Genomic DNA, 24,272 nt, shown 5'->3' with positions numbered 1-24,272 from the left:
CGCATAGGACAAGCGCCCTTGCGGCGCACGCTGGCCGGCGAGGTTTCGCCCGCCGGCGCTTTTGCGTTTGGCGCGGTGGAAGGGATTGTGGATGTTCGATAGCCTCAGCGATCGTCTTGGTGGAGTGTTCGACCGGCTGCGTGGCCGTGGCGCGCTGACCGAGGCGGACGTGCGTCAGGCGATGCGCGAGGTGCGCGTCGCGCTGCTGGAGGCGGACGTCGCATTGCCCGTCGCGCGCCAGTTCGTCGACGAGGTTACCGAAGAGGCGATCGGGCAGAACGTGCTGCGTTCGGTCACGCCGGGGCAGCAGGTCGTCAAGATCGTCAACGACGCGCTGGTGCGGATGCTGGGCGGCGAGAACCCGGAGGGTGCCGAACTCGACCTTAACGTCGCGCCGCCCGCCATCGTGATGATGGTCGGCCTGCAAGGTTCGGGCAAGACGACCACCACCGCCAAGATCGCCAAGCGCCTGTCGACCGGTTCGATGACCGGGCGGACGGCCAAGAAGGTGCTGATGGCGTCGCTGGACGTCAATCGCCCGGCCGCGCAGGAGCAGCTGGCGACGCTCGGCACGCAGGTGGAGGTGGCGACGCTGCCGATCGTCGCCGGGCAGCAGCCGGTGGAAATCGCACGCCGTGCGGTGCAGGCCGCGAAGCTGCAGGGCTTCGACGTGCTGATGCTCGACACCGCGGGCCGACTGCACGTCGATCAGGCGTTGATGGACGAGATGAAGGCGGTCGCCGAGGTGGCGAAGCCGCAGGAGATCCTGCTGGTCGTCGATTCGCTGACCGGACAGGACGCGGTCAACGTCGCGCAGAACTTCTCCGAACAGGTGGCGCTGACCGGCGTGGTGCTGACCCGCATGGACGGCGATGCGCGCGGCGGCGCGGCGTTGTCGATGCGCGCGGTCACCGGCAAGCCGATCAAGTTCGCCGGCGTCGGCGAGAAGCTGGACGCGCTGGAGGCATTCCACCCCAGCCGCGTCGCCGGCCGCATCCTGGGCATGGGCGACGTCGTGTCGCTGGTCGAGCGTGCCGCGGAGTCGATCCAGCAGGAAGACGCCGAGCGGATGGCGAACCGGCTCGCCAAGGGTCAGTTCGACATGAACGACCTGCGCAGCCAGCTGGCGCAGATGAAGCGGATGGGCGGACTGGGTGCGCTGGCGGGGATGCTGCCGGGCATGAAGAAGGCGCAGGCCGCGATGGATGCGACGCCGGGCAGCGACAAGATGCTGGTGCATCTGGATGCGATGATCGGTTCGATGACCATCAAGGAGCGTGCGAAGCCCGAGTTGATCAACGCCAAGCGCAAGATCCGTATCGCCAAGGGTTCCGGCACCACCGTGCAGGAAGTCAACAAGCTGCTGAAGATGCATCTCGAAATGTCCACCGCCATGAAGAAGATCAAGAAGATGGGCGGGATCAAGGGCATGATGGCGATGCTGGGCAAGGGCGGCCTGGGCGGGCTGGGCAATGCGATCGGCGGCGCCGACATGGGCGACGTGATGGGCAAGCTGGGCGGCCCTGGCGGCGGTCCGGGGCTTCCCGGTCTGCCGGGTATGCCCGGCGGCGGCATGCCGGGCGGATTCAAGTTCAAGAAATAGCGATCGTCGCCCCTGCGGAGGCAGGGGCCCATGTCTCTCCACGTCGAGGGGCGCCGATTGTTGAAGCGAAGACAGACCCCTGCCTCCGCAGGGGTGAAGAACCAAAGAAGGCAAGGAAAGACAATGGCACTCAGCATTCGCCTGTCGCGTGGTGGCTCGAAGAAGCGTCCGTATTACCGCATCGTCGTGGCCGACGCGCGTAGCCCGCGTGATGGCAAGTTCATCGAGAAGCTGGGCAACTACAACCCGCTGCTCGCCAAGGACGACGAGAAGCGCATCGTGCTCGACGCGGAGCGCGCCAAGCACTGGCTGGCGATGGGTGCGCAGCCGACCGACCGCGTCGCCCGCTTCCTGGACGTGGCCGGGGTGAAGGAGCGCGCGGTGCGCAGCAACCCGAAGAAGGCCGAGCCGGGCGAGAAGGCCAAGGAGCGCGCCGAGGAGCGGGCCGAGAAGCTGAAGGCGCAGGAAGAGGCAGCCGCTGCGGCCGCTGCCGCCCCCGCCGCCCCGGCGGAACAGCCGGCCGAAGCGACCGCCGACGCCGAATAAGCATCCGATCGCGGTCGTCGTGCGTTGCCCCCGCTCATCCAGAGAGGAGAGCGCACGATGACCAGCGATCCCGATCCGCGCACCGCGCCCGAGGACCATGAAGACGCGACCAACCAAGGCGTCTCGGCCGTCGACCCCGCCGAAGGGCGCGACGACGCCCCCGACGGAGAAGACGGCTCCCCCGACGAACCCGCGGACTGAGTCCGCATCCCCACCCGCGCCCGGCACTGTCGTGCTGGCCGCGGTGGCGGGTGCGCATGGCATCGCGGGCGAGGTGCGGCTGAAGGTGTTCGCCGACGATCTTGGTGCGCATCGCTCGTTCAACGACGGCGCGCTGACGCTGGTGAAGCTGCGGGACGGCACGATCGCGCGCTTCGCCGAGGTCGCGGATCGCAACGCGGCAGAGGCGTTGCGCGGCACGGTGTTGACGGTGCCGCGCGACGCGCTGCCACCGTTGGGCGAAGGCGAATATTATCACGCCGACTTGCTGGGGCTGACCGCGGTGTCGACCGACGGCGCGGCACTGGGGCGCGTGGTGGCGGTCGAGAACTTCGGCGCCGGCGACGTGGTCGAGGTCGAACGTCCGGGCGGCAAAACGTTCATGGTGCCGATGACGGCGGTGCCTGAATGGAGTGGCGAACGGCTGGTGATCGAGGCCGACTTCATCGAGCCCTGACACCGGATCAGCGTCGTAGCGGCCGCTGTTCCGCCAGCAGGTTGCGGATCGCGGTCGCCGCGACGCCGGCCTCGCCCATCGCGTGGCTGATCTGGTCCAACCCCTTCACCACGTCGCCCGCGGCGAACAGTCCGGGCACGCTGGTGCGCTGGTGATCGTCGACTTCCAGGCAGCCTTCGTCGCTGGCGCGCGCGCCGGCCTCCACCGCCAGCCGCGACCGTATGCGCGAACCCAGTGCGGGATAGACGCTGTCGAACGCCATTCGCCCGCGGGCGGTGTCGAACGCCAGTCGCTCGCCCGCCTCCGCCGCCTCGATCGCATAGCCGCCGCACGGGCCGTCGACGCGGACGATCCCGGCTTCGTCCAGCGCGCGTGCGCAGGGGGCGTCCAGCGCATGTTCCGCCTCCGGAGACACCAGCGTGATGTCACGCGTGAAGCCGCGCAGGAACAGTGCCTCGCGCGTGCCGTGATCGCCGGTGCCGATCACGGCGACGCGGCGGTCGGTCACCTCATATCCGTCGCACACCGGGCAATAGCGCAGCAGCCCACGTTCCAGCGCGGGGTCGTGCACCTCCGGCAACAGGTGCGCGGGGCGGTGGTTGACGACGCCGGTGGCCAGCAGCACGGTGCGCGCGCGGTGCACGGCGCCGTTGGTGGTGACGACGAACCCGTCGCCATTACGGGCGAGGGCGGTGACCTTCGTTTCCTCGCGCCGGGCACCGTAGCGGGCGGCCTGCGCCTGCATCAACCCGAGCAGCGCCGGCCCGGAGATCCCGTCGGGGAAGCCGGCGTGGTTGTGCGTGCACGGGATCATCGCCGCACGGCTCGACCCGCTGTCGAACAGCCGGATCGCCAGGTGGAAGCGGGCGAGGTAGATCGCGGCGGTCAAGCCGGCCGGGCCTGCGCCGATGATGATGCAATCGTCCACGGTACCAAGCCTCCGCCTTGCGACCGTTCGGAGCCGTATATACATGGCGTACATACGGGAGGTCGGCGATGGGTAACGAATATCGGGCCAAGGTGTTCAAATCCGGCAATTCTGTTGCCTTGCGGCTGCCGAAGGCGCTCGGCTTCGCCGCAGGGCAGGAAGTGTGCGTTCGCGAAGAAGCCGGGAAATTCTCGTTCGAAGCGGTTGATGGCGACGGTCGGATTGATCTCGGCGGCATCTGGGGCTCATGCCCCGACCTAAAGCCACTGACGTCCGATCAGCGTGAGTTCGAGCGGTCGCCGCGCGTGTGGGATGATCCCGAATGGCCTGGCTGGCAGCAGGAACCAATTTCGTGAGTTTCATGCTTGATGCGAATATCATCATCGCGCTTCTGGGTGGTGGGCCGCAAAAACTTCGCGAACGCGTCGAGCGGTGCAGGCCGGGCGACATTTCCATCTCGTCGATCGCGTTTGCTGAAGTGGCGTTGGGAAGCTGGAACGGAAAGCGGCCACCGCTGGCTGTCCTCGACCAGTTTCCCCGATTGTTCCAAGTGTTGCCGTTCGACCACCTCGCAGCGAGGATCTACGCGCAATTGCCCTTCCGGAGGCGCAGCTTCGACATGCTGATCGCGGCACATGCGCGGTCACTCGACGTAACGTTGATCACAAACAACGAAAAGGACTTCGCCGACATCCCCGGCCTGAATATCGAAAACTGGACGCGATGACCTTCCACGCGACGATCCTGACGCTGTATCCGGAGATGTTTCCCGGCCCGCTCGGCACCTCGCTGGCGGGGCGTGCGCTGGGCGAGGGGCGGTGGGCGCTGGATGCCGTCAACATCCGTGATTTCACCACCGATCGCCACCGGACCGTCGACGATACGCCGGCGGGCGGCGGTGCGGGAATGGTGCTGCGGGCGGATATCCTCGCGCGTGCGGTCGACGCGCATGCCGACGGTCGACCTTTGCTCGCGATGACGCCGCGAGGACGGCCGCTGACGCAGGAACGGGTCCGGGCACTGGCGGCAGGGCCGGGGGCGGTGGTCCTGTGCGGCCGGTTCGAGGGGTTCGACGAGCGGTTGCTGGAAGCCCGCGGCGTCGAACAGGTATCGATCGGCGATTACATCCTGTCGGGCGGTGAGATGGCGACGCTGGTGCTGCTCGACGCTTGCGTTCGGCTGCTGCCCGGCGTAATGGGCGCGGCTTCGAGCGGAGTCGAGGAAAGCTTCGAAAGCGGCCTCCTCGAATATCCGCACTACACCCGACCGGTCGAATGGGAGGGGCGCACGATCCCGCAGGTGCTGCGATCGGGGGATCATGCGAAGATCGCGGCCTGGCGGCAACGGCAGGCGGAGATCGATACACGGCTACGGCGGCCAGACCTGTGGGAGCGTCACGAGGGCGCTCGGGTCGGCACGCCCTCTGGCGCGCGGCAACGGACTGAGGACGACCAATGAACCTGATCCAGACGCTCGAAGCCGAGCAGATCGCCAAGTTCCTCGAGAACAAGAAGATTCCCGAATTCCGCCCCGGCGACACGCTGAAGGTCGGCGTGAAGGTGGTCGAGGGTGAGCGCACCCGCGTCCAGAATTACGAAGGCGTGTGCATCGCCCGCGCCAACCGCGGCATGGGTTCGTCGTTCACTGTGCGCAAGATGAGCTTCGGTGAGGGCGTGGAGCGCGTCTTCCCGCTGTATTCGCCGAACATCGATTCGATCGAGGTCGTGCGCAAGGGTGCGGTGCGTCGCGCCAAGCTGTACTATCTGCGTGGTCGCACCGGTAAGTCGGCGCGTATCGCCGAGCGTCGCGACACGCGCCCGGTCGCCGCTGCCGAGTAATCGCAGCAGGCCGAGCTGGCTTTGCGAGGGGGCGTGGCGGGAAACCGCCGCGCCCTCTTTCGTTTGCGGCGGCGTTTAGGTGAGACCGACGTCGGCGCGGCGATCGCCGCTCGATTCGTCCATGTCTGCAGTGAGGGTGGAGGACCGGGCGGGGTGCGCGATCCGCGTTGCCATGGCCACCGCGTCGATCAGCCCGGATCGCGCCGCAAGCCGCAGCAACGGTGCGCAGAGACCCGGTCGCTCGGCGATGCTGCGCACCATACCGGCGATCGCCAGCGGGCGTGCCGCTTGTGCCGCGAAACGTACCTGCCAGCCCGGCGCGCCCGCCACACCGTCACGCAGCCACGCCTGCGCGGCCGACGCGCCGCTGGCCAGTGCGATGCCCATGCCTTCGCCCGCCAGCGACGGGATCACCGCGGCCTGATCGCCGAGCCGATATAGCCCGTCCGCACCGTGGCGCGCCCGCCAGCCATACGGGACGTTGGCGATCGCCTCCACCGGGCCCGCCGCGCCCGCCGCCAACCGTTCGCCCAGCGCCGGTGCTTCTTGCGCCAGCGCCGCCAGCAGCCGCGCGGGGTCGCCCGCCTCGGCCAGCCGCGAGCGGCGTACCGCAAGGCAGATGTTGGCGCTGCCGTCCTCCTGCACGACCACGCCGGCATAGCCGCGATCGAACAGGTGCAGTTCGATCGCATCGCCGATCATGCGGGTCAGCGCGGCATTCGGCCCACGCCGGGTGCGGATGCCCAGCGCCGGATCGCCGCCGCGTGCGTCGCCGGGGCGGGCCAGCCCGCGCACATCGTGCTTGCCGCTGGCGAGGAACAGAGCCGCCGCCGTCAACGTCGCGCCGTCACCGGTGCGCACCACGCCCTGCGCGACCGCGCGCGCGGCCTGGCCACGCTCCACCATCGCCCCGCAGGCGGCGGCGTAGCGCAGCAGCAACGTGTCGAGCCGACGGCGCGACACGCCGATCGCGGGCGCGGGCAGCGCCGCCTCTACCATGCGGCCGCGTGCGAAAATCCGGACGCGCGTGATCCGTGCCGGGTTGAGCGCGTCGGCATCCACGCCAAGCCGCGCCAGCGCGGTCAGCGTCCGCCAGCTGAGGAACCCTCCGCACAGCGCGTCGCCCGTGTCGCGGGTGCGTTCGATCAGCAGCGGGCGGGCACCGGCGCGGGCCAGCGTGATCGCCGCCGCCGCGCCTGCCGGCCCGCCGCCGAGGATCAACGCCGCGTGACGCACAGCCGGAACGGAAAGGCGCGAACGACGCGTGCATCGGTGATGCCGGCCTCGGCGAGCAAGGGCGGCCATTCGTCGGGCCGATAGCTCCGCGCGATCGACAGGCGGCCATCGTGGCGGACGATCGGATGCCACCCGGCCAATCGCGCCAGCAACGGCCAGCCGAGATAGGCGAAGCCATGCCGGTGCAGATCATTGACGATCCACCCGACGCGCGCCTCCGCCTGCATGAAGCGCAGGAAGGCGAGCAGCTGCGCGCGGGTCATATGATGCGCGACCAGACTGGAGATCACGAAATCCCAGCCACCGCCCGCCAGCGCGAGATAATCGCCGGTACGCCAGTCGATCGCCACGTGGGGAGGGGTATGCGCGCGTGCCGCCAGCGCACTGCGCGGGTTGAGGTCCATGCCGGTCAGCTCGAACGACACGTCACGCTTCGCGCCCCAGCGCGCGATCCTGCGCAGCATGTCGCCGTCACCGAAACCGACGTCGAGCAAGCGGTAGCGACGCCCCGGCACCGTTGCCGCCGCAAGGAAGCGCAGCGTCGGGCGGGCAGCGAGCGTCACGCGGTTGACCCGCGCCAGATCGCCGACGACGGCGGCGTATGTTTCCGCCGGCAGGTCGTCGGCGTCCATCAACTCCTCGGCAGTGGCGCGCACATCGAGCATCACGCGGCGCTGGCGAAGGAAAAACCCTCGGCGGCGAGGCCGGGGCCGAAGGCGAGCGCGATACCGTGGCGAACCGGCGCGCCCGCCAGGATGCGCGCCAGCACGAACATCAGCGTCGCGGACGACATGTTGCCGTTCGCCGCCAGCACCGCGCGCGAATCCGCCAGCGCCGCGGGCGGCAGCGCCAGCGCGCTTTCCACGGCGTCGAGGATCGATCGTCCGCCGGCGTGGACCGCCCAGCGGTCCGCCGTGGTCCCGCCGGTGATCGCGTCGACCAGCGCGGGATCACGCAGCGCCGCGCCGATCCGGCCCGGCACCTCGCCCGACAGATGCATCGCAAAGCCGCGGTCGGTGATGTCCCATCGGATCGCCTCGGCCGAGCCGGGCAGCGTGGCGCTGAACGGACGACCGATCGCCAGCCCGGCAGGTGTCGCGGTGACCAGCGCCGCCGCCGCGCCGTCGCCGAATTGCAACATCGCCAGCAACGGTTCCAGCGTGCGGTCGGCTTGCAGATGCAGCGTCGATAATTCGACCGTGACGACCAGCACCCGCGCTGCGCGTTCGGAACGCACGATGTGCCGCGCGGTGCGCAAGGCGGCGACCGCGGCGTAACAGCCCATGAAGCCGATCAGCGTGCGCTCAACCCCGCCCGACAGGCCCAGTGCGCGCGCCACGATCTGATCGATGCCCGGCGCGACGAAGCCGGTGCAGCTGGCGACGACCAGATGCGTGATGCCGTCCAGCCGCACCTGCTCCGCCAATCGTGCGATCGCCTCCAGCGCCAGCGCGGGGGCCGCACGGGCATAAAGCGCCATACGTGCGGCAGTGCCGGGATGCGGCTCGACCGCATAGAAGCCCCCGGCTCCGACCGGCGAACCATGTTCGGCCGGCAGCACCGACCATCGGTGCGCGATCCCGCCGCGTGCCGCCATCCGCTGAAACAGACGCGCCTCACGCTCCGGCAAGCGGGTGGACGCCCAGTCGACGAAGCTGGCATGGATGTCGTGGGCGGGCACCGCGGTGCCGATCGCGGCGATGTGGGGCGTGGAAGGCATTACCGCGTCCGAACGCACGGGCGCGGGGATCGACCCTGACGACGGAGGATTGTTGCGACGTTCATTCCGTCGCGGTTATCGCTTTGCCGTACAAAGACAATCGCCGCGGTGTCTTCACTCGTCCTCCTGCCGCCGCGCACGCGCCTCCGCCCAGAAGGCGAGCCGCTTCCTGATTTCGCGCTCATACCCGCGTTCGTTGGGTTCGTAGAAGCGATGCGCGTCGCCCGCCTCCGCCGGAAAGTAATCCTGCGCGGCATAGGCGTCGGGGAAATCATGATCGTAGCGATAGCCGGCGTGATAGCCGAGTTCCTTCATCAGCTTGGTCGGCGCGTTCAGGATGTGCTTGGGCGGCGGCAACGACCCGGTTTCCTTGGCCAGCGCACTCGCCCGGTCGAACGCGACATAGGAGGCGTTCGACTTCGGCGCGGTGGCGACATAGTTGATCGCCTGTGCCAGGAACAACCGGCCTTCCGGCATGCCGACCCGCTCGAACGCCTGCCACGCGGTCATTACCTGCACCAACGCCTGCGGATCGGCCATGCCGACATCCTCGGATGCCGCGCACGCCAACCGACGAAAGATCACGCCCGCGTCCTCGCCGCCGCGCACCATCCGCGCCGCCCAGTAGAGCGCGGCATCGGCATCGCTGCCGCGCAGGCTTTTGTGGAAGCAGCTGAGCAGATTGAAATGCTCCTCCTGTCCACGATCATAGAGCGGTGCGCGTTTCTGGACGATCGCGGCAAGCGTGGCGACGTCGATCGGCGCCGGCTGCTCGACCAGGAACAGCGTCTCGTACAGACCCAGCAGGTAGCGCGCGTCGCCGTCCGCCATCGCGATCAGCGCGTCGCGCGCATCGGGCTCCAGCGCCAGCGTGCGCCCGATGTGCGCTTCCGCCCGCGCCACGACGGTGTCGAGTTCGGCGGCATTCAGCCGTTCGAGTGTGAATACCTTGGCGCGCGACAGCAATGCCGCGACCAGGCTGAAGCTGGGGTTCTCGGTGGTCGCGCCGATCAACACGATCGTCCCGTCCTCTACAGCGGGTAGCAGCGCGTCCTGCACCGGTCGCGAGAAGCGGTGCAATTCGTCGATGAACGCCACCGTCGATCGCCCGGTGGCGCGCAGGTCACGCGCCGCGGCCAGCGTGCGGCGCAGGTCGGCGATGCCGGTCGACACCGCAGACAACTGGACGAAGGCATAGCCCGCCTCCGCCGCGATCAACCGTGCGATCGTCGTCTTGCCCACGCCGGGCGGTCCCCACAGCACGAACGACGACAGGCGGCGGGTACGGATCATCATCGTCAACGGCGCATCGGGGCCGAGCAGGTGGCGTTGCCCGATCACCTCCGCCAGCACGCGCGGGCGCAGCCGGTCGGCCAACGGGGCATGATCGTCGGTGACGGGGGCGGCGGGGGAGGCGACGGGATCGAACCCGGCGAAAAGGTCGGCCATGCCCGTCATGTAGGCGCAGCCGCGGGCAGCGTCATGCCTTTGTCAAAAGATATATCTTGAATGCTCTTGATCGTGCGGTTTCAAGATATATCTTGAGATCATGAACCACACAGGAATGCATGGGATGTTTCGATTTTCACCCGGCGGCACAGGTCGTCACCATCACCAATATCATGGCCAGCACCGCCGCGGCGGCGGTATCGGTATCGAACGCTTCCTTCACTGGGCCGAACGGCTGAACGACGGCGAACATCGTCGCGGCGGTGGCGGCGGGCGCAGCCGGCGGATGTTCGACGGCGGCGAGTTGCGGCTGGTGCTGCTGCATCTGATCGCGCAGGAACCGCGCCACGGCTATGAACTCATCAAGGCGATCGAGGCGCTGACCGCCGGTGCCTATGCACCCAGTCCCGGAATCGTCTACCCGACGCTGACGCTGCTCGACGAGATGGAGTTGATCTCCGCACAGGAGAGCGCCGGTTCGCGCAAGCGCTTCGCGATCACCGATGCCGGTCAGGCGCATCTCGGCGAGCATGCGGAGGCGGTCGCGGCGTTGGTCGCCCGGCTGGAGACGATGGGCGCGCAGCGGACGCGCGGGGAGGGCGAGGGCGCGCCGGTGCGCCGCGCGATGCACAACCTGCGCCATGCGGTGGTCGATCGCGCGACGCGCGCCGACGCCACGCCCGAGTTGCTGCACGAGATCGCAGCGTTGATCGACGAGGTCGCGCAGAAGGTGGAGCGGTTGAAGTGAGCGTCTCGATCGCCCGCGTGCCGACGCATTCGGCCAGCCGGTATCTCCAGCAACTCGCCAAGCATTGGAGCCACAAGATGGAGGTCAGCTTTTCGGAACAGGAGGCAACGATCGCCTTTCCGAACGGAGCGACGCTGGACCTGCGCGCGGACAGCGCGACGCTGGACGTGCGGTTGACGGTGGCAGATGATGGCGACGTAGCGCGGATGCGCGATGTGGTGGCGAGCCATCTCGATCGCTTCGCGTTCCGTGAAGCGCCGCTGACGTTCGACTGGCAGCAGGCCTGAGCACAACCCCGTCGAGCAGCCGGTGGCGCAGCCCCGCGCTGCGTTACCGGTCGGCCAGCACCTCGCGATACGCCTGCACCACCGCGGCGTTGGCGGTGTCCCAGCGGAAATCGCGTGCGCGGTGGTGCGCCGCCCGACCCATCGCCACGCGTAACGCCGGCTCGTCGATCAACCGCGCGATCGCCGCGGCATAGCCGTCCACATCCTGCGGCGTGACGAGAAAGCCGGTGCGCCCATCCTCCAGCAGGTCCATCGCCCCGGTCGCGCGTGCGGCGACCACCGGCACGCCGGCCGCCATCGCTTCCGAGGTCACCTGCCCCCAAGTCTCCGTGACGCTGGGGTTGAACAGCACGTCCATCGACGCGACCGCGCGGCCCAGGTCGTCGCCGCTCTGGAAGCCCGCGAACGCGGCCTGCGGTACGCGTTGTGCGAACCAGTCGCGCGCCGGCCCCTTGCCAACCACCAGCACGCGGTGCTGCACGCCCTGCGCCGCCAGCCGTGCCAGCACGTCGGCGAACACGCCCAACCCTTTTTCGAGCACCAGCCGGCCGAGAAAGCCGATCGCCACTTCGTCGTCGGCGATCCCCAGCGCGCGCCGCCACGCCATGTCGCGCACGTCGGGGTGGAAGCGGCGATGGTTCACGCCGCGCCCCCACAGCGACACTGGCGTGGTCACGCCCAGTTCCTGCATCACCCCGGCCATCGAGGGGGTCGGCACCAGCACGCGATCGGCGCGATTGTAGAAGCGACGCAGGATGGCGCGGATCACCGGCTGGACCAGCGACAGCCCGTAATATTGGAAATACGTCTCGAACCGCGTGTGCACCGCCGACACCACCGGCACGCCGCGCGCGCGGGCCCAGCTGACCGCGGCATGGCCCAGGAACTCGGGCGCGGAGACGTGCACCAGATGCGGGTCGAACGCCTCCAGATCACGGCGCGGCCTGGCGGGAAGGCCGCGCCCCAGCTTGTATTCGCCGCGCCCACCCGGCATCGGGATCGCGGGCACGTCGACCACCGTGCCACGCGCCTCGAACGCGGGGGTGGGCGTGGTCGGCGAATAGACGCGTACCTGCACGCCCCGTTCCAGCAGGTGCCCGACCAGCAGGTTTTGCGCCTGATTGGCGCCGTCGCGGACGTAATTGTAATTGCCGCTGAAGAAGGCGACGCGCCATTCGGAGGGGTTCATGCTGTACGCGCTAGCGCCGATGTGCGGCAAAATCGCGACCTTTGCGCATCCGCCATCTACACCGCCCGTATCTCGTCGCTCCGCCGGATGCGACGGATGCGCGGTTCGCGATCGAGCATTGCGGTGCGGCGGATCGTCTCGCGCAGTTCCTCGCGCTTGTCATGGATCGACGCGATCACCGGCCCCATCGCGACGCCCAGATCGACCAGCACGGCTTCGGACAATTGCAGCGAGCTTTCCAGCGTTTCGGGTACCGCGTCGGTCACCCCGGCCTTGTACAGTTCGGCGGCATGCGCGGTGTCGCGGGCGCGCGCGATGATCGGCAGCGCGGGATAGGCGGCGCGCAGCCGCTTGGTCAGCCGCACCGTCAGTACCGGCTCGTCCATCGTCAGGATCAGGGCACGGGCGTTGCCAAGGTCGAGCCGATCGATCAGTTCGCCGCGCGCGACATCGCCGAACACGATCGGATAACCGGCGGCGCGCGCCTGCGTCACGGCATCGATGTCGGCCTCCACCGCGACATAGGGCTGGTCGTGGCGCGCCAGCATGTCGGCGACCAGTCGCCCGACGCGGCCGAAGCCGAACACCACCGCACGTTCGCCCTCGCTATGGTCGATCGCATCGGGCGGCGTCGTCTCACGACGTTCGATCCGCCGCGCGATCACGCGGCCGAGCAGCGCGAGCAAGGGGGTGATCGTCAGCCCGATCGCGGTGACCGTCTGCCAGAAGGTGGCGGTGGCGGCGGTGATCAACTGCGCCTGCGCCGCGGTCGCCAGCACGATCAGCGTCGTCTCCGACGGGCTGCCCATCAACATGCCGGTTTCCGCCGCGATCCCGCGCCGCGCATTGGCGACCCGCAGCAACAGGAACGTGACCACCGCCTTGACCGCGACGATCCCCAGCACCGCGGCGAGCAACGACGCCCAATTGGCGATGATCGCCGACAGGTCCAGGCTCATGCCCACCGTGATCAGGAACACGCCCAGCGCCAGTCCCTTGAATGGCGCGGTCATCACCTCGACCTCGGTATGATACTCGGTTTCGGCGATCAGCAGGCCGGCCAGCAACGCGCCGACGATCGGCGACAGTCCTGCGGCGGTGGTGGCCACGCTGGCGATGATCACCACCAGCAACGATGCGGCGAGGAACAGTTCGGGGCTTTTCGTCCGCGCCGCCTGCGCGAACAGCCGCGGCAGCACCAGCCGCCCGCCGACGTACATCGCCACCACCGTCAGCGCGCCGCGCAACGCGACCCCGGCGATGCCTACCCATCCCTCGTCGCTGGCGGTCGGGGCCATCGCGCCCAGCGCGAAGATGATCGGGACGAGCGCGAGATCCTGGAACAACAGGATCGCAAACGCACCGCGCCCGACCGGGCTGGTCGTGCCCACCAACGGCAGCACCAGCGCGGTGGACGAGAGCGCGAGCGCGAGGCCCAGTCCCGCCGCGCCGCCCCATCCCTGACCCATCAGGTGCAGCACCACCGCGACCAGCACCGCGCACCCGACCAGCGCCGCCGGACCGGTGCCGAACACCAGCCGCCGCATCGCCCATAATCGCCGGAACGACAATTCCAGCCCGATCGAGAACAGCAGCAGCACAATCCCGAATTCGGCAAACGGCTCGATCGATTCCGGGTCGGAGATCGTGAAATAGTACAGCCATGGCGCCCGCGGCACGAGCGCGCCGAGCCCGGCGGGGCCGACCAGCGCGCCGACCAGGATGAACCCGATCACCGGGCTGATGCGAAACCGCGCGAACGCCGGGATGACGAGGCCGGCGGCACCCAGCACCACCAGCGCGTCCGAGAAGCCTTCGTTGTGCAATCCGATCGCCATGCGCACGACCTTACGCAGGCGCGGGCGCGTTTGTCGCCCTGTCGCGGTCGAAAAATGCACCGATCAACTCAAGCTTCTCTGTCGGCTCGACAAAGACGATCGCCGCCGCCACTCTGCGATGCATGTCTGCCGATCCGGGAGTTATCATGCGTCGCCGCCAATTTCTCGCCTCCGCCAGCGCAGCCGCCGCTTGCGCCGCATTGCCCCGCATCGCCGATGCCGCGACAACCGCCGCCGGTCCGCGCGATGCCGAGCTGCGCGCGCTGCTCGACCGGTTCTTCTACGCGCGGCTGGACGACAGCCCCGAGCAGGCGACGTCGCTGGGGCTGGACACCGGGCCGCGCGCGGCGCTGAAATCGCGATTGTCCGATGCCAGCCGTGCGGGCGAGGCGCGGGAGTTCGCGCGCGCACGGACCGAGCAGGCGGCGTTGCGGGCGATCCCGCGCGACGCGCTGGGAGAGACGGCGCGGCTCGATTACGACGTGGTCGCCTATAGCCTGGACCGGTTGCTCGCCGGGGAGCGCTACACGTTCGGGGCCAGCGCGGGGCGGTATGCGCCCTATGTCCTGACGCAGCTGACCGGCGCATATCGCGACGTGCCCGACTTCCTCGCCAACCAGCACCGCGTCGGCAACGCCGCGGACGCCGATGCCTATGTGGCGCGGGTCGCGGCATGGGGCGGGGTGATCGATGCCGAGACGCAGCGCCAGCGCGAGGATGCGGGCAAGGGCGTGTTCGCGCCCGACTACATCCTCGACACCACGCTGAAGCAACTGGCCTCGGTGCGCGACCGCGCGGCGGAGGCGACCGGCCCGGCGACCGACTTCGCCGCCAAGCTGAAGGCGGCGAACCTGCCGGCAGACCGTGCCGCGGCGGTGACGAAGTTGATGACCGAGCGCGTCTTCCCCGCGCTGGATCGTCAGCGGGCGCTGGTGACCGAGCTGCGTGGCCGCGCGGTGCACGACGCGGGCGTGTGGCGGTTGCCCGACGGCGCGGCCTATTATGCCGCGGCGGCCAGCGCCGCGACCACTACCGAGTTGACCGGCGACGAGATCCACCGCCTGGGCCTTGCGCAGGTGGCGGAGATCGGCGCGCGGATCGACGGCATCCTGCGCGCGCAGGGCATGACGCATGGGACGGTCGGCGAGCGGCTGGTCGCACTCAACAAGCGCCCGGACCAGCTCTATCCGAACACCGATGCCGGGCGCGAGGCGTTGCTGGAGCAACTCCGCGCGCAGGTGACGGCGATGACGAAGCGGCTGCCCGAGCAGTTCGCGATCCTGCCGCGCGCGCGCGTCGAGGTGCGCCGCGTGCCCGAAGCGATCCAGGCCGGCGCGCCGGGCGGTTACTACCAGTCCGCTTCGCTGGACGGAGCGCGCCCGGCGATCTACTTCATCAACCTGCGCGATACGTTCGACCGACCGAAATTCGGGCTGGCGACGCTCAGCTATCACGAAGCGGTGCCGGGGCATCACCTGCAGGTGATGTCGGCGCTGGAAAGCCAGGATATCCCGCTGATCCGCCGACGCGGCTTCTATTCCGGCTATTCGGAGGGCTGGGCGTTGTATTCCGAGCAGCTGGCCGACGAGATGGGGATGTACGACGGCGATCCGCTGGGTCAGGTCGGCTATCTGCAATCGCTGCTGTTCCGCGCGACGCGGTTGGTGGTCGATTCGGGCATGCACGCCAAACGGTGGAGCCGCGAACGCGCGACCGACTATCTGATCGCCACCACCGGGATCGCGCGGGGACGCAGCCAGGGTGAGATCGACCGCTACACCGTCTGGCCGGGGCAGGCGTGCAGCTACAAGATCGGCCACACCGTGTGGACCCGGCTGCGCGATGAGGCGAGGCGAAAAGCGGGCAAGAACTGGGATGCCAAGGCGTTCCACCGCATCCTGACGCTCGGCGCGATGCCGCTGACGGTGCTGGAACGGGCGGTGCGCGAACGCATGGGCTGAGCGCGCGCCACGCCGCGGGTCAGGGTGTGGTTGATCGCGGCGGCTGACCATGCTCTGGGACGATCGTGACGTAATGGCGGCGCGGGCGAAACGACCCGGCCCAGGCATAGAGGATGACGGCAATGGCGTGGCAAGGCTCCCCCCCGGCGGAGGATCATCCCCGCGCGACGGCGTCGGAACCCGGCGCGTCACGCCGCTGGCTGCCGGCGCTGATCATCACCACGTCGCTGTTCTTCCTGTGGGGCATGGCCAACAACCTGAACGACATCCTGATCGCGCAGTTCAGGAAGGCGTTCACGCTGTCCGACTTCGGCACCAGCTTCGTCCAGCAAGTGTTCTATTTCGGCTATTTCGTGTTTGCGATCCCCGCCTCCATCGTGCTGCGTCGCTTCGGCTACAAGGTAGCGATCGTCACCGGGCTGCTACTGTACGGCGCGGGGGCGCTGCTATTCTATCCGGCTGCGGCGATCAGTGCGTACCAGCTGTTCCTGCTGGCGTTGTTCATCATCGCCGCCGGGCTGGCGTTTCTGGAAACGTCGGCCAATCCGCTGATGACTGAACTGGGCGACCCGGCCACTGCGACGCGGCGGCTGAACTGGGCGCAGGCCGCCAATCCGTTCGGCGCGATCACCGGCATCATGATCGGCCGCAATTTCATCCTGTCCGGCATCGAGCATGACGAGGCGACGCTGGCCGGGATGGACGCCGCCGCGCGCGCTGCATTCTACCGGGCCGAGGTGCAGGCGGTCGCCACGCCCTATCTGGCGATCGCGGTCATCGTGCTGCTGTTCGCGCTCGCCACTGCCTTCACCGCCTTTCCGCGCGCCGCTGCTCCGCGCATCGATGCGGGCGCGGCACGCAACGAACGCTTCGCCGACCTGCTGCGCCACCCGCGGCTGACCGGCGCGGTGATCGCGCAATTCTGTTACGTCGGGGCGCAAGTGGGATTGTGGAGCTACACGATCCGCTACGCGCAAGGGGCGCTCGGCTGGAGCGAGCGGCAGGGCGCGGACATGCTGTTCGTGTCGCTGGTGCTGTTCGCCGGTGGGCGCTTCGTCGGCACCACGCTGATGACATGGATCGCGCCCGTGCGCCTGCTGACGATCTTCGCCGGCATCTCCGCCTTGCTGGCGATGACGGCGGCCTTGGTCGGCGGCGCGATCGGACTCTACGCGCTGGTCGCCACCAGTTTCTTCATGTCGATCCAGTTCCCGACGATCTTCGCCCTGGGCGTCGAGACGCTGGGGCCGCTGCGCCGGCTCGGCTCGTCGCTGATCATCATGGCGATCATCGGCGGGGCGGTGTTGACCGGCGTGATCGGCTTCGTATCGGACCGGGCCGGGATCGCCGCCGCGATGCTGGTGCCGGCGGCCTGCTTCGTGGTGGTGACGGCCTATGCGCTCCGTGCCCGCAGGACGGCCTGACATGTCGCCAATCGAGGCAGCCGTGACCCCGCGGATCGACGCGCATCACCATCTGTGGCGCTACGATGCCGCGACGTTCGACTGGATCGCCCCGGAAGGGCCGCTCGCACGCGATTTCGAGGTCGGCGACCTCGATGCGGCCTTGTCGACGCGGGGCATCGACGCCGCGATCGCAGTGCAGGCGCGGCAGGTGCCCGGCGAGACGCAGGCGTTGCTGGCGGCGGCGGCGCACTGCGCGGCGATCGTCGGTGTGGTCGGCTGGATCGACCTGCGCGCCGAGGACATCGCCGAGCGATTGGCCGCCGACACCGCGCCGTTGATCGTCGGTTACCGCCATATCGTGGAGGCCGAGCCGGACGATTTCCTGCTGCGCGACGCGGTGGTGCGAGGGGTGCGCGCGATCGCGGCGCGGGAGCGGACCTACGACCTGCTGGTGAACCCGCGCCAACTGTCGACGGTACCGGCCTTCCTCGACCGGGTCGGCGAGGGACGCTTCATCCTCGACCATGCTGCCAAGCCGGCGATCGCGCGCGGCGGGTGGCAGCCGTGGGCCGACCAACTCGCCGCCGTCGCCGCCCATCCGCATGTGACGTGCAAGGTATCGGGGCTGGTGACCGAGGCGGATCACGGGCGCTGGGCCGCGGACGAGCTGGAACGCTATCTGGACCATATCTTTGCGTCGTTCGGGCCGGAGCGGCTGATGTGGGGATCGGACTGGCCGGTGTGCCTGCTGGCGGCGGATTATGCCCGCGTGCACGATGTGATCGCCGATTACGTGGCGCGGCACTGTCCCGGTGCCGCAGCGGCGATCTTCGGCGGCACTGCGCTTCGTACCTATCGGCTGACCATCATGGCGAGGTGACGCCCGCGCGGTTACGCGGCGCGCAGGGAGATCACGAACGATGCGCCGCCGCCCGGTGCCGGTTCGTGGCGGATGGTGGCGTCCATCCGCGCGGCAAGCGTGGCGACGATGAACAGCCCCATCCCGGTACCCGGAGCCGCATCACCGGCCGGCGCCGCCCCACGCTGAAACTTCATGAACAATCGCCGGAGCTGGCTGCCCGCCACGCCCGGTCCCCGATCACGCACCGACAGCACGATACGTTCGTGATCCCGTCGCGCGGTGATCGTCACCACGGCGGCGGCCGGGCTGTAACGCACCGCATTGGAAAGCAAATTGTCGAGCATCTGGCCGAGCGCCGCAACATCGCAGATCGCGACCAGCGGGCGCGGGGGCAGGTCGATCTCCACCGCGACCCCTGCCGAGCGTGCGAGCGGCGCGACGCGCGCTTCCGCGCCCAGCACCACGCCGCGTACATCCTCCTCCGCGATCGCGGTGAGCGGGCGCTGCTCGGCGGCATGCGCGTCGAGCAGCCGGGTGACCAGCGCGAGCATGCCGTCGACGCTGGCGATCGTCTGTTCGAGCACGCGGAGCGGCAGGGCGGTATCGTGCCCGGCGCGACGCATCGCCAGATCGAACAGGTTGCGGATGCCGTGCAGCGGGCTGCGCAGATCGTGGGCGGTGATCGCCATCAACGCATCGAGTTCGGCGTTGCGATCACGCAGGGCGTCGTTCTGGCGACGGATCTGCCGTTGCTGTTCATGATCGCGCTGCCGATTGGAATGGATCAGCGTCGCCGCGACCACCGCGATGATCGAGGTCAGCCCGGTGTTCTCGATCGCGACGAACTTTTCCGCGACCCCCGCCTCGATCCGCCAGACGATCGCGCAATAGCTGGCGAACAGCATCGACGTGCCCGCCAGCATGACCCGAGGCGGCACCACGAAGAGCAATGCGAGCGACAGGAGCATCAGTGGATAGGCGCTGGTCAGTCGTCCCTGCGCGCCGAGCGCGGCGACGTTGAACTGCGTCATCAGCAAGGTGAGGGTCAGGAACGCGGCAACGAAGGCGATCGAGCGTCGGCGCGAGGCGCCGCGCCGTATCGCCTGCGTCATCAGCAGGAAGAAGATCGCCAGCGGGATCTCCACGAGGCGCAGCGTCGATGTGAAGCCGCCGAGGATTTCCGCGCTCTTGGTGAAGATGCCCAGCAGGCAGGCCGGCTCGATCCGGCGGACGTTGACCAGCAGCACCTGCGAAGGGAACGACAGTTCCGCCTTCTCCACCGGGGTCACGTCCCAGCGTGCGAGCAGGTTCCTCACGATCGGGCGGCCCGCCCGTCGGCATGATCCGCGGCATAGCGTTCCAGCATCCGGGCGCTGTCCAGCCCCAGCTTGATCTTCAGCCGCTCGCGATAGGTGCCGACCGTCTTCACGCTGATCTGCAATTGCTGCGCCAGCGACTGGAGCGTCGCGCCGCTGCCGATCAGACGCAGCACCTGCAGCTCGCGCGCGGACAGCCCGTCGATGTCGCTGTGTCGGTCGCGCTGACGGATGACCTCGCCGAGCAACGCCTGCTGCACCGCTTCGCCGACATGCACCGCGCCGGCCACGACGCGGTCGAGCGCGACCGCCACCATTTCCAGCGGGTCGGACTTTGCGACATAGCCGTGCGCCCCGGCACGGATTGCGCGCGGACCCCAGACGAGTTCGTCGCTGCTGGAATAGACGATGATGCGTGCCTCCGGCAGCATCGTGCGCAAATCCTCGATCAGCGCGATTCCGTCTCCGTCACCTAACATCAGGTCGGTGACGATGAGGTCGGGCTGGACCTGTTCCGCCAGCATCAACGCGCCGGCGGTTGACGTCGTGGACCCGGCGATGGCGAAGCGCGGATCGCCATCCAGCAACAGAGCCAGACCGGTGAGGACGATCGGATGGTCGTCGACGATCAACAATCGAAACATCGCCAACCCTCTCGTCTCTCCCGTCCGCCCCGGGTGACCGTAATCGTCGTGCGGAACATCCTTGTCGGTCATCGACCTACATCGGTCGTACGGTGCTCGGCTAGGGGCGTTGCGGTCGACCGGGGGGACGGCCGGAGCATTGCGGAGCGCGGACGGGGAGGGGGGCTTCCACGCCGCCCCGCAATGCTCGCTGCGATCATCAAGCCCTTGCCGGTACGTGCGCGTGGCCCGATGTGGGCGCGGCATGAACGAGGCAGAGCCACATCGTCGCACGCGGATCGACCGGCGTGCCCTGTTGGCGCTGGCCGGAGCCGGCGTCCTGGGCTGGGCCGGCGGGCGAGTTCTGTCGCGGTACCGAACGATCGGGCGCGACGTGCGTACGTCCGGTGCGGTCGCGGCGATCCTGGACGACGAGGACGCGCCGGCGATCGGACCGGGATCGGCCTCGCTGCGGCTGGCGGTATTCACCGATTACCGCTGCCCCGCGTGTCGCCACGCGTTTCCCGCGCTGGATGCCGCGGTGGCGGCGGACGGCGACGTCCGGCTGCTTTTCAAGGACTGGCCGATCTTCGGTGCGCGCTCCGCACGCGCGGCGCAGGTGGCGCTGGCGAGCGATACGCAGGGTATCTACCCCGTGGTGCATCGCGGATTGATGACCGCCAGCGGCGCGTTCGACGAGCGAATGCTTCGTGCCGTGGTGACGGAGGCGGGCGGCGACTGGTTGCGCCTGTTGGCGGACCTGTCCGCAGGGCGTGAGCGGATCGCCGCGCGATTGCAGCGTCATGCGGCCGAAGCACGCGCCATCGGCCTGCCCGGCACGCCGGGGTATCTGGCGGGGTCGTTGCTGGTGCTCGGCGCGATCGACGCCACTGACTTCGCCCGGCTGTTCGCGCGCGCGCGAAAGCTCTAGCCCACAGGCGGGAAGGTGACCGCCGCAGCCTGCTTTTCCGGGCGGATGTAGATCGACGACAATTGGGGCAGGGCGGCGCGCAACTCGGTCTCGATCGTCTCGATCAACGCTTCCGCGCTCCCCATGTCGAGCGCATCGTCGAAGTCGGCGCTGATCGCGACGAAGACCATGTCGGGGGCGGAGTGGATGGTGCGGACATGGTTGACGTACCTCACCTCGCGATGGCCGAGGATGATCGCACGGGCGCGGGCGATCACCGCCGGGTCGGCGCGCTCGCCGATCAACAGCCCCTTCGACTCGCGCGCCAGTACGATCGCCACCGCCGCGAGCAGCACCCCGATCACGATCGAGGCATAACCGTCCAGCCGCGCATCGTCGAAATGATGACTGCACCAGACACCGATCGCCGCCACGACCAAGCCGATCAATGCCGCACTGTCCTCGAACAGCACGATGAATCCGGCCGGGTCCTTCGATTCGTGGATCGCCTGCCACCAGCCGAGATCACCGCGCCTGGCATCGAATTCGCGCATTGCGATCGTCCACGACGCACCCTCCATCAAGGCCGCGATCCCCAGCACGATGTAGTTGACCAGCGGGTCGGCCAGCGGCTCCGGCGTGACGACGTGGAGATAACCTTCGTAGATCGACACGCCCGCACCGATCGCGAAGATCAGGATCGCGACGACGAACGCCCAGAAATACAGTTCCCTTCCATAGCCGAAGGGGTGCGCGGGGTCCGCCGGGCGACGGGCGCGCTTCTGTCCGTAGAGCAGCAGGACCTGATTGCCGCTGTCGACCAGCGAGTGGACGCCCTCGGTCAGCATCGAGGACGATCCGGTGAACCCCGCGGCGACGAATTTTGCCACGGCAATGCCGAGATTGGCGGCCAGCGCGCCGAACAGCACGATATTGTCGCGCCATCCCTTCGGTTTGGTCTCGCTCACGCCGGCTCCCTCATGCGCGTCGAGACGCGGCATGCCCGATCAAGGTTCCGGCGGCGCGTACGTTCCGGCGATCAGCGGTCGCGATCGCGCCACCGCGCGCTGCGCCCGAGCGCGCGGCGCAGGATGCGCGACAATTGCTCGATCGAATAGGGTTTGTGGAGCAATTCGAAGCCGTGCTGCGCGTTTTCCGCCAGGACATGCGCATAGCCGCTGGTCAGCACGACGGGCAGTTTCGGATGGTCCGCGTTCAGCCGCTTCGCCAGATCTACGCCGTTCATGCCCGGCATCACCACGTCGGAAAAGACCACGTCGAACCGCGCGGCATCCGCGTCCAGCATCGCCAGCGCCTCCGCACCGTTCGTCGCCAGGATGCTGCGATAGCCGAGTTCGTCGAGCGCGGTGGTGGCGAAGCGGCCGACCTCATCATTGTCCTCGACCAACAGCACGCATGCGCCGTGTCCGTCGGCGGGGCCGTCGTCCTCCGTCGTCCCTGAATGCGTCGTGTCGCCGGCGACACGCGGCAGGTACAGCGTGAACGTCGTACCTCCGTCCGGCGGGCTGTCCACGCTGATGTCGCCGCCGGATTGCTTGGCGAAACCGATGACCTGGCTCAGCCCCAGCCCGGTGCCCTTTCCGACACCCTTGGTCGTGAAAAACGGTTCGAAGATGTGCGGCAGGGCGTCGGCGGCGATCCCCGTGCCGTCGTCGGCCACCGACACGCTCAGAAAATCGCCCTCGACGCCGTGGTGACCGCGCAGCGATGGAATGGCGCGCACCGGCGATACCGCGATCCGCAACGTGCCATGTCCCTCCATGGCGTCACGCGCATTGATTGCCAGGTTGACGATGGCGGTTTCGAACTGGCTCCGGTCGATCTCGGTCAGGCATCGTTCCGCGGGGATATCCAGCTTCAGCGTGATACGCGCACCGATCAGCGTCTGGATCATCTCCGCGATGCCGCCGACCGCGTGGCCGACGTCGATCAACTCCGGGGTCAGTGCCTGGCGGCGTGCGAAGGCCAGCAACTGACCGGTCAGCTTGGCGGCGCGCTCCGCGGTGTCCCCGATCGCCTCGATATAGCGGTCGCGCTTGGTGGCCGGCAGACCGGGGCGGCGCAGCAGCTCCACCGATCCCCGAATGATCGTCAGCAGGTTGTTGAAGTCGTGCGCGACCCCACCGGTCAGCTGGCCGATCGCTTCCATCTTCTGCGCCTGATGCAGCTGCTCGGTCGCGGTGCGCAGTTGCGCTTCGGCCTCCTTTGCATCCGTGACGTGGCGACCGACCGCGAACACCTCGTCCGCACCCGCCGCCGCAACCCATTGCAGCCACCGATAGCCGCCATCCTTGTGACGCAGGCGATTTTCGAACGTCGGCATCGTACCGGCTTGCGCGTTCACCATCGCGGCGCTCGTGGAGGCCATATCGACCGGATGGATCAGGTCGAGCGCGTGATGCCCGACCAATTCGTCGGTCGCGTAACCCAGTATCTCGGTCCACGCCGGATTGACCGCCGAATAATATCCGTCGTGCGACACGATCGCCATCAGATCCGGCGAGGCGACCCACATGCGGTCACGTTCCGCCGTACGTGCCGTCACCTGCCGCGACAGATCGGCGTTGAGATGCTCCAGTTCGGCCCGGCTGGCGATCAGCGCGCGGTGCGCCAGCACGCTCTGGGTGGTTTCGTTGGTGAAGATGAACAGCCCGACGATCGCGCCATCGACGCCCAGCACGCGCGAATAGGAGAAGCTCCACCACGTTTCCGCCGCGCCGCGGTCGGTATCAAGTTTCCATGGCAGATCGACGAAGCGCTGGCTGCGCCCGGCGAAGGCGTCCGTAACGATCGGTTGCGCTTGCTGCCATGCATCCGCCCACACTTCCCGCATCGGCGCACCCATCGCCCGGTCCAGTCGTGGGCCAAGCAACGGAAAATAGGTCTCGTTGAAGAAGAAGAACAGATCTTCCGCCCCCCAGCACAGGATCATCGATTCCGGTGAGTTGAGCAGCAGGCTGAGCGCGACCTTGAACGGTGCGGGCCAGTGTTCCGGCGGCCCCAGCGGATGGTCGCGCCAGTCGCGGGCCAGAATGAGCTGCGTCGCGGACCCGCCCCCGGCAAGGAAGGCGAGACCCGGCGGCAGGTCGTCCGGGGTGGGAGTTGGCGCGGTCAT

25 protein-coding genes are annotated in these 24,272 nt (G+C 68.5%); 14 read left to right on the top strand and 11 right to left on the bottom strand.

Translation table 11 applies throughout. The features are described from left to right. Positions 1-91 precede the first annotated feature (91 nt). From ffh to rimM, 4 genes are all read left to right on the top strand, one after another. Positions 92-1,603 carry a signal recognition particle protein gene (ffh, locus tag ASE95_RS01325; RefSeq protein WP_056630393.1) on the top strand — a complete coding sequence of 504 codons (1,512 nt, stop codon included), beginning with the start codon at positions 92-94 and terminating at the stop codon, positions 1,601-1,603. Between the two features lie 123 nt (positions 1,604-1,726). Then, entirely contained in the window at positions 1,727-2,149 is a 423-nt protein-coding gene (gene rpsP / locus ASE95_RS01320) for a 30S ribosomal protein S16 (protein ID WP_056630390.1), read from the top strand. 57 nt (positions 2,150-2,206) lie between these two features. Then, positions 2,207-2,350 carry a hypothetical protein gene (locus ASE95_RS17975; RefSeq protein WP_200918715.1) on the top strand — a complete coding sequence of 48 codons (144 nt, stop codon included), beginning with the start codon at positions 2,207-2,209 and terminating at the stop codon, positions 2,348-2,350. A 31-nt stretch (positions 2,351-2,381) separates the two neighbouring features. Beyond that, positions 2,382-2,825: a ribosome maturation factor RimM gene (gene rimM / locus ASE95_RS01315; RefSeq protein WP_056630387.1), complete on the top strand. Its 444-nt coding sequence runs from the start codon at positions 2,382-2,384 to the stop codon at positions 2,823-2,825. 7 nt (positions 2,826-2,832) lie between these two features. Here the strand turns inward: rimM and ASE95_RS01310 are convergent, their stop codons facing one another. Further along, on the bottom strand, positions 2,833-3,753 hold the full coding sequence (locus ASE95_RS01310; protein WP_235528118.1) for an NAD(P)/FAD-dependent oxidoreductase: 921 nt from the start codon (positions 3,751-3,753) through the stop codon (positions 2,833-2,835). A gap of 92 nt (positions 3,754-3,845) precedes the next feature. Between ASE95_RS01310 and ASE95_RS01305 the strand changes: the two genes are divergently transcribed. From ASE95_RS01305 to rplS, 4 genes are read left to right on the top strand one after another with little or no spacing between them, the layout of a single operon-like run. Continuing rightward, a complete protein-coding gene (locus ASE95_RS01305) occupies positions 3,846-4,109 on the top strand; it encodes an AbrB/MazE/SpoVT family DNA-binding domain-containing protein (protein WP_443025399.1) in 264 nt (87 codons plus the stop codon). After that, on the top strand, positions 4,076-4,480 hold the full coding sequence (locus tag ASE95_RS01300; RefSeq protein ID WP_235528117.1) for a type II toxin-antitoxin system VapC family toxin: 405 nt from the start codon (positions 4,076-4,078) through the stop codon (positions 4,478-4,480). Before ASE95_RS01305 ends, ASE95_RS01300 begins: the two co-directional genes overlap by 34 nt. Next, positions 4,477-5,211 carry a tRNA (guanosine(37)-N1)-methyltransferase TrmD gene (gene trmD, locus ASE95_RS01295; RefSeq protein ID WP_056630381.1) on the top strand — a complete coding sequence of 245 codons (735 nt, stop codon included), beginning with the start codon at positions 4,477-4,479 and terminating at the stop codon, positions 5,209-5,211. Before ASE95_RS01300 ends, trmD begins: the two co-directional genes overlap by 4 nt. Continuing rightward, a complete protein-coding gene (rplS, locus tag ASE95_RS01290; RefSeq protein ID WP_056630377.1) occupies positions 5,208-5,591 on the top strand; it encodes a 50S ribosomal protein L19 in 384 nt (127 codons plus the stop codon). The genes trmD and rplS overlap by 4 nt, the downstream gene beginning before the upstream one ends. Before the next feature lie 75 nt (positions 5,592-5,666). On the opposite strand, the gene ASE95_RS01285 is transcribed toward rplS, so the two are convergent. From ASE95_RS01285 to ASE95_RS01270, 4 genes are all read right to left on the bottom strand, one after another. Beyond that, positions 5,667-6,827, bottom strand: a complete 1,161-nt coding sequence (locus ASE95_RS01285; protein WP_235528116.1) for an NAD(P)/FAD-dependent oxidoreductase — start codon at positions 6,825-6,827, stop codon at positions 5,667-5,669. Further along, positions 6,809-7,492, bottom strand: coding sequence for a methyltransferase domain-containing protein (locus tag ASE95_RS01280; protein WP_200918714.1), 684 nt, complete (start codon positions 7,490-7,492; stop codon positions 6,809-6,811). The genes ASE95_RS01285 and ASE95_RS01280 overlap by 19 nt, the downstream gene beginning before the upstream one ends. Next, on the bottom strand, positions 7,492-8,547 hold the full coding sequence (locus ASE95_RS01275) for a type III polyketide synthase (RefSeq protein WP_056630370.1): 1,056 nt from the start codon (positions 8,545-8,547) through the stop codon (positions 7,492-7,494). The genes ASE95_RS01280 and ASE95_RS01275 overlap by 1 nt, the downstream gene beginning before the upstream one ends. 114 nt (positions 8,548-8,661) lie before the next feature. After that, entirely contained in the window at positions 8,662-9,996 is a 1,335-nt protein-coding gene (locus ASE95_RS01270) for a replication-associated recombination protein A (protein ID WP_056632899.1), read from the bottom strand. A gap of 124 nt (positions 9,997-10,120) precedes the next feature. On the opposite strand from ASE95_RS01270, the gene ASE95_RS01265 reads away from it, so the two are divergent. Both ASE95_RS01265 and ASE95_RS01260 read left to right on the top strand, forming a co-directional pair. Next, the gene (locus tag ASE95_RS01265; RefSeq protein ID WP_056632896.1) at positions 10,121-10,744 is read left to right on the top strand and encodes a PadR family transcriptional regulator; all 624 of its coding nucleotides are present in this window, start codon (positions 10,121-10,123) and stop codon (positions 10,742-10,744) included. After that, entirely contained in the window at positions 10,741-11,031 is a 291-nt protein-coding gene (locus ASE95_RS01260) for a DUF2218 domain-containing protein (protein ID WP_056630367.1), read from the top strand. Before ASE95_RS01265 ends, ASE95_RS01260 begins: the two co-directional genes overlap by 4 nt. Positions 11,032-11,074: 43 nt before the next feature. Here ASE95_RS01260 and ASE95_RS01255 read toward each other — a convergent pair whose 3' ends face one another. Next, entirely contained in the window at positions 11,075-12,220 is a 1,146-nt protein-coding gene (locus ASE95_RS01255) for a glycosyltransferase family 4 protein (protein WP_056630365.1), read from the bottom strand. A 56-nt stretch (positions 12,221-12,276) separates the two neighbouring features. Further along, positions 12,277-14,058 (bottom strand): cation:proton antiporter domain-containing protein, encoded by a 1,782-nt coding sequence (locus tag ASE95_RS01250; protein WP_056630363.1) that lies wholly within the window; start codon positions 14,056-14,058, stop codon positions 12,277-12,279. 146 nt (positions 14,059-14,204) lie between these two features. Between ASE95_RS01250 and ASE95_RS01245 the strand changes: the two genes are divergently transcribed. From ASE95_RS01245 to ASE95_RS01235, 3 genes are all read left to right on the top strand, one after another. Beyond that, positions 14,205-16,019, top strand: coding sequence for a DUF885 domain-containing protein (locus tag ASE95_RS01245; RefSeq protein WP_056632893.1), 1,815 nt, complete (start codon positions 14,205-14,207; stop codon positions 16,017-16,019). Positions 16,020-16,132: 113 nt separating this feature from the next. Next, positions 16,133-17,443 carry an L-fucose:H+ symporter permease gene (gene fucP / locus ASE95_RS01240; protein ID WP_327196689.1) on the top strand — a complete coding sequence of 437 codons (1,311 nt, stop codon included), beginning with the start codon at positions 16,133-16,135 and terminating at the stop codon, positions 17,441-17,443. A 22-nt stretch (positions 17,444-17,465) separates the two neighbouring features. Continuing rightward, entirely contained in the window at positions 17,466-18,305 is an 840-nt protein-coding gene (locus ASE95_RS01235) for an amidohydrolase family protein (protein WP_235528115.1), read from the top strand. Positions 18,306-18,316: 11 nt separating this feature from the next. Here the strand turns inward: ASE95_RS01235 and ASE95_RS01230 are convergent, their stop codons facing one another. Then, positions 18,317-19,603 carry a sensor histidine kinase gene (locus tag ASE95_RS01230; RefSeq protein ID WP_156347838.1) on the bottom strand — a complete coding sequence of 429 codons (1,287 nt, stop codon included), beginning with the start codon at positions 19,601-19,603 and terminating at the stop codon, positions 18,317-18,319. Further along, complete coding sequence (locus tag ASE95_RS01225; protein ID WP_056630351.1) at positions 19,600-20,319, bottom strand: response regulator; 720 nt, start codon at positions 20,317-20,319, stop codon at positions 19,600-19,602. The genes ASE95_RS01230 and ASE95_RS01225 overlap by 4 nt, the downstream gene beginning before the upstream one ends. A 172-nt stretch (positions 20,320-20,491) precedes the next feature. On the opposite strand from ASE95_RS01225, the gene ASE95_RS01220 reads away from it, so the two are divergent. Then, entirely contained in the window at positions 20,492-21,157 is a 666-nt protein-coding gene (locus tag ASE95_RS01220) for a DsbA family protein (protein WP_082449413.1), read from the top strand. Here ASE95_RS01220 and ASE95_RS01215 read toward each other — a convergent pair. After that, the gene (locus tag ASE95_RS01215) at positions 21,154-22,104 is read right to left on the bottom strand and encodes a cation diffusion facilitator family transporter (RefSeq protein ID WP_235528114.1); all 951 of its coding nucleotides are present in this window, start codon (positions 22,102-22,104) and stop codon (positions 21,154-21,156) included. The two genes, ASE95_RS01220 and ASE95_RS01215, sit on opposite strands and share 4 nt — an antisense overlap. Positions 22,105-22,175: 71 nt before the next feature. After that, entirely contained in the window at positions 22,176-24,272 is a 2,097-nt protein-coding gene (locus ASE95_RS01210; RefSeq protein ID WP_056630345.1) for a hybrid sensor histidine kinase/response regulator, read from the bottom strand.

This window comes from Sphingomonas sp. Leaf231, assembly GCF_001421995.1.
Taxonomy (GTDB): Bacteria; Pseudomonadota; Alphaproteobacteria; order Sphingomonadales; family Sphingomonadaceae; genus Sphingomonas.
This window is presented reverse-complemented; position numbering and strand designations above follow the sequence as displayed.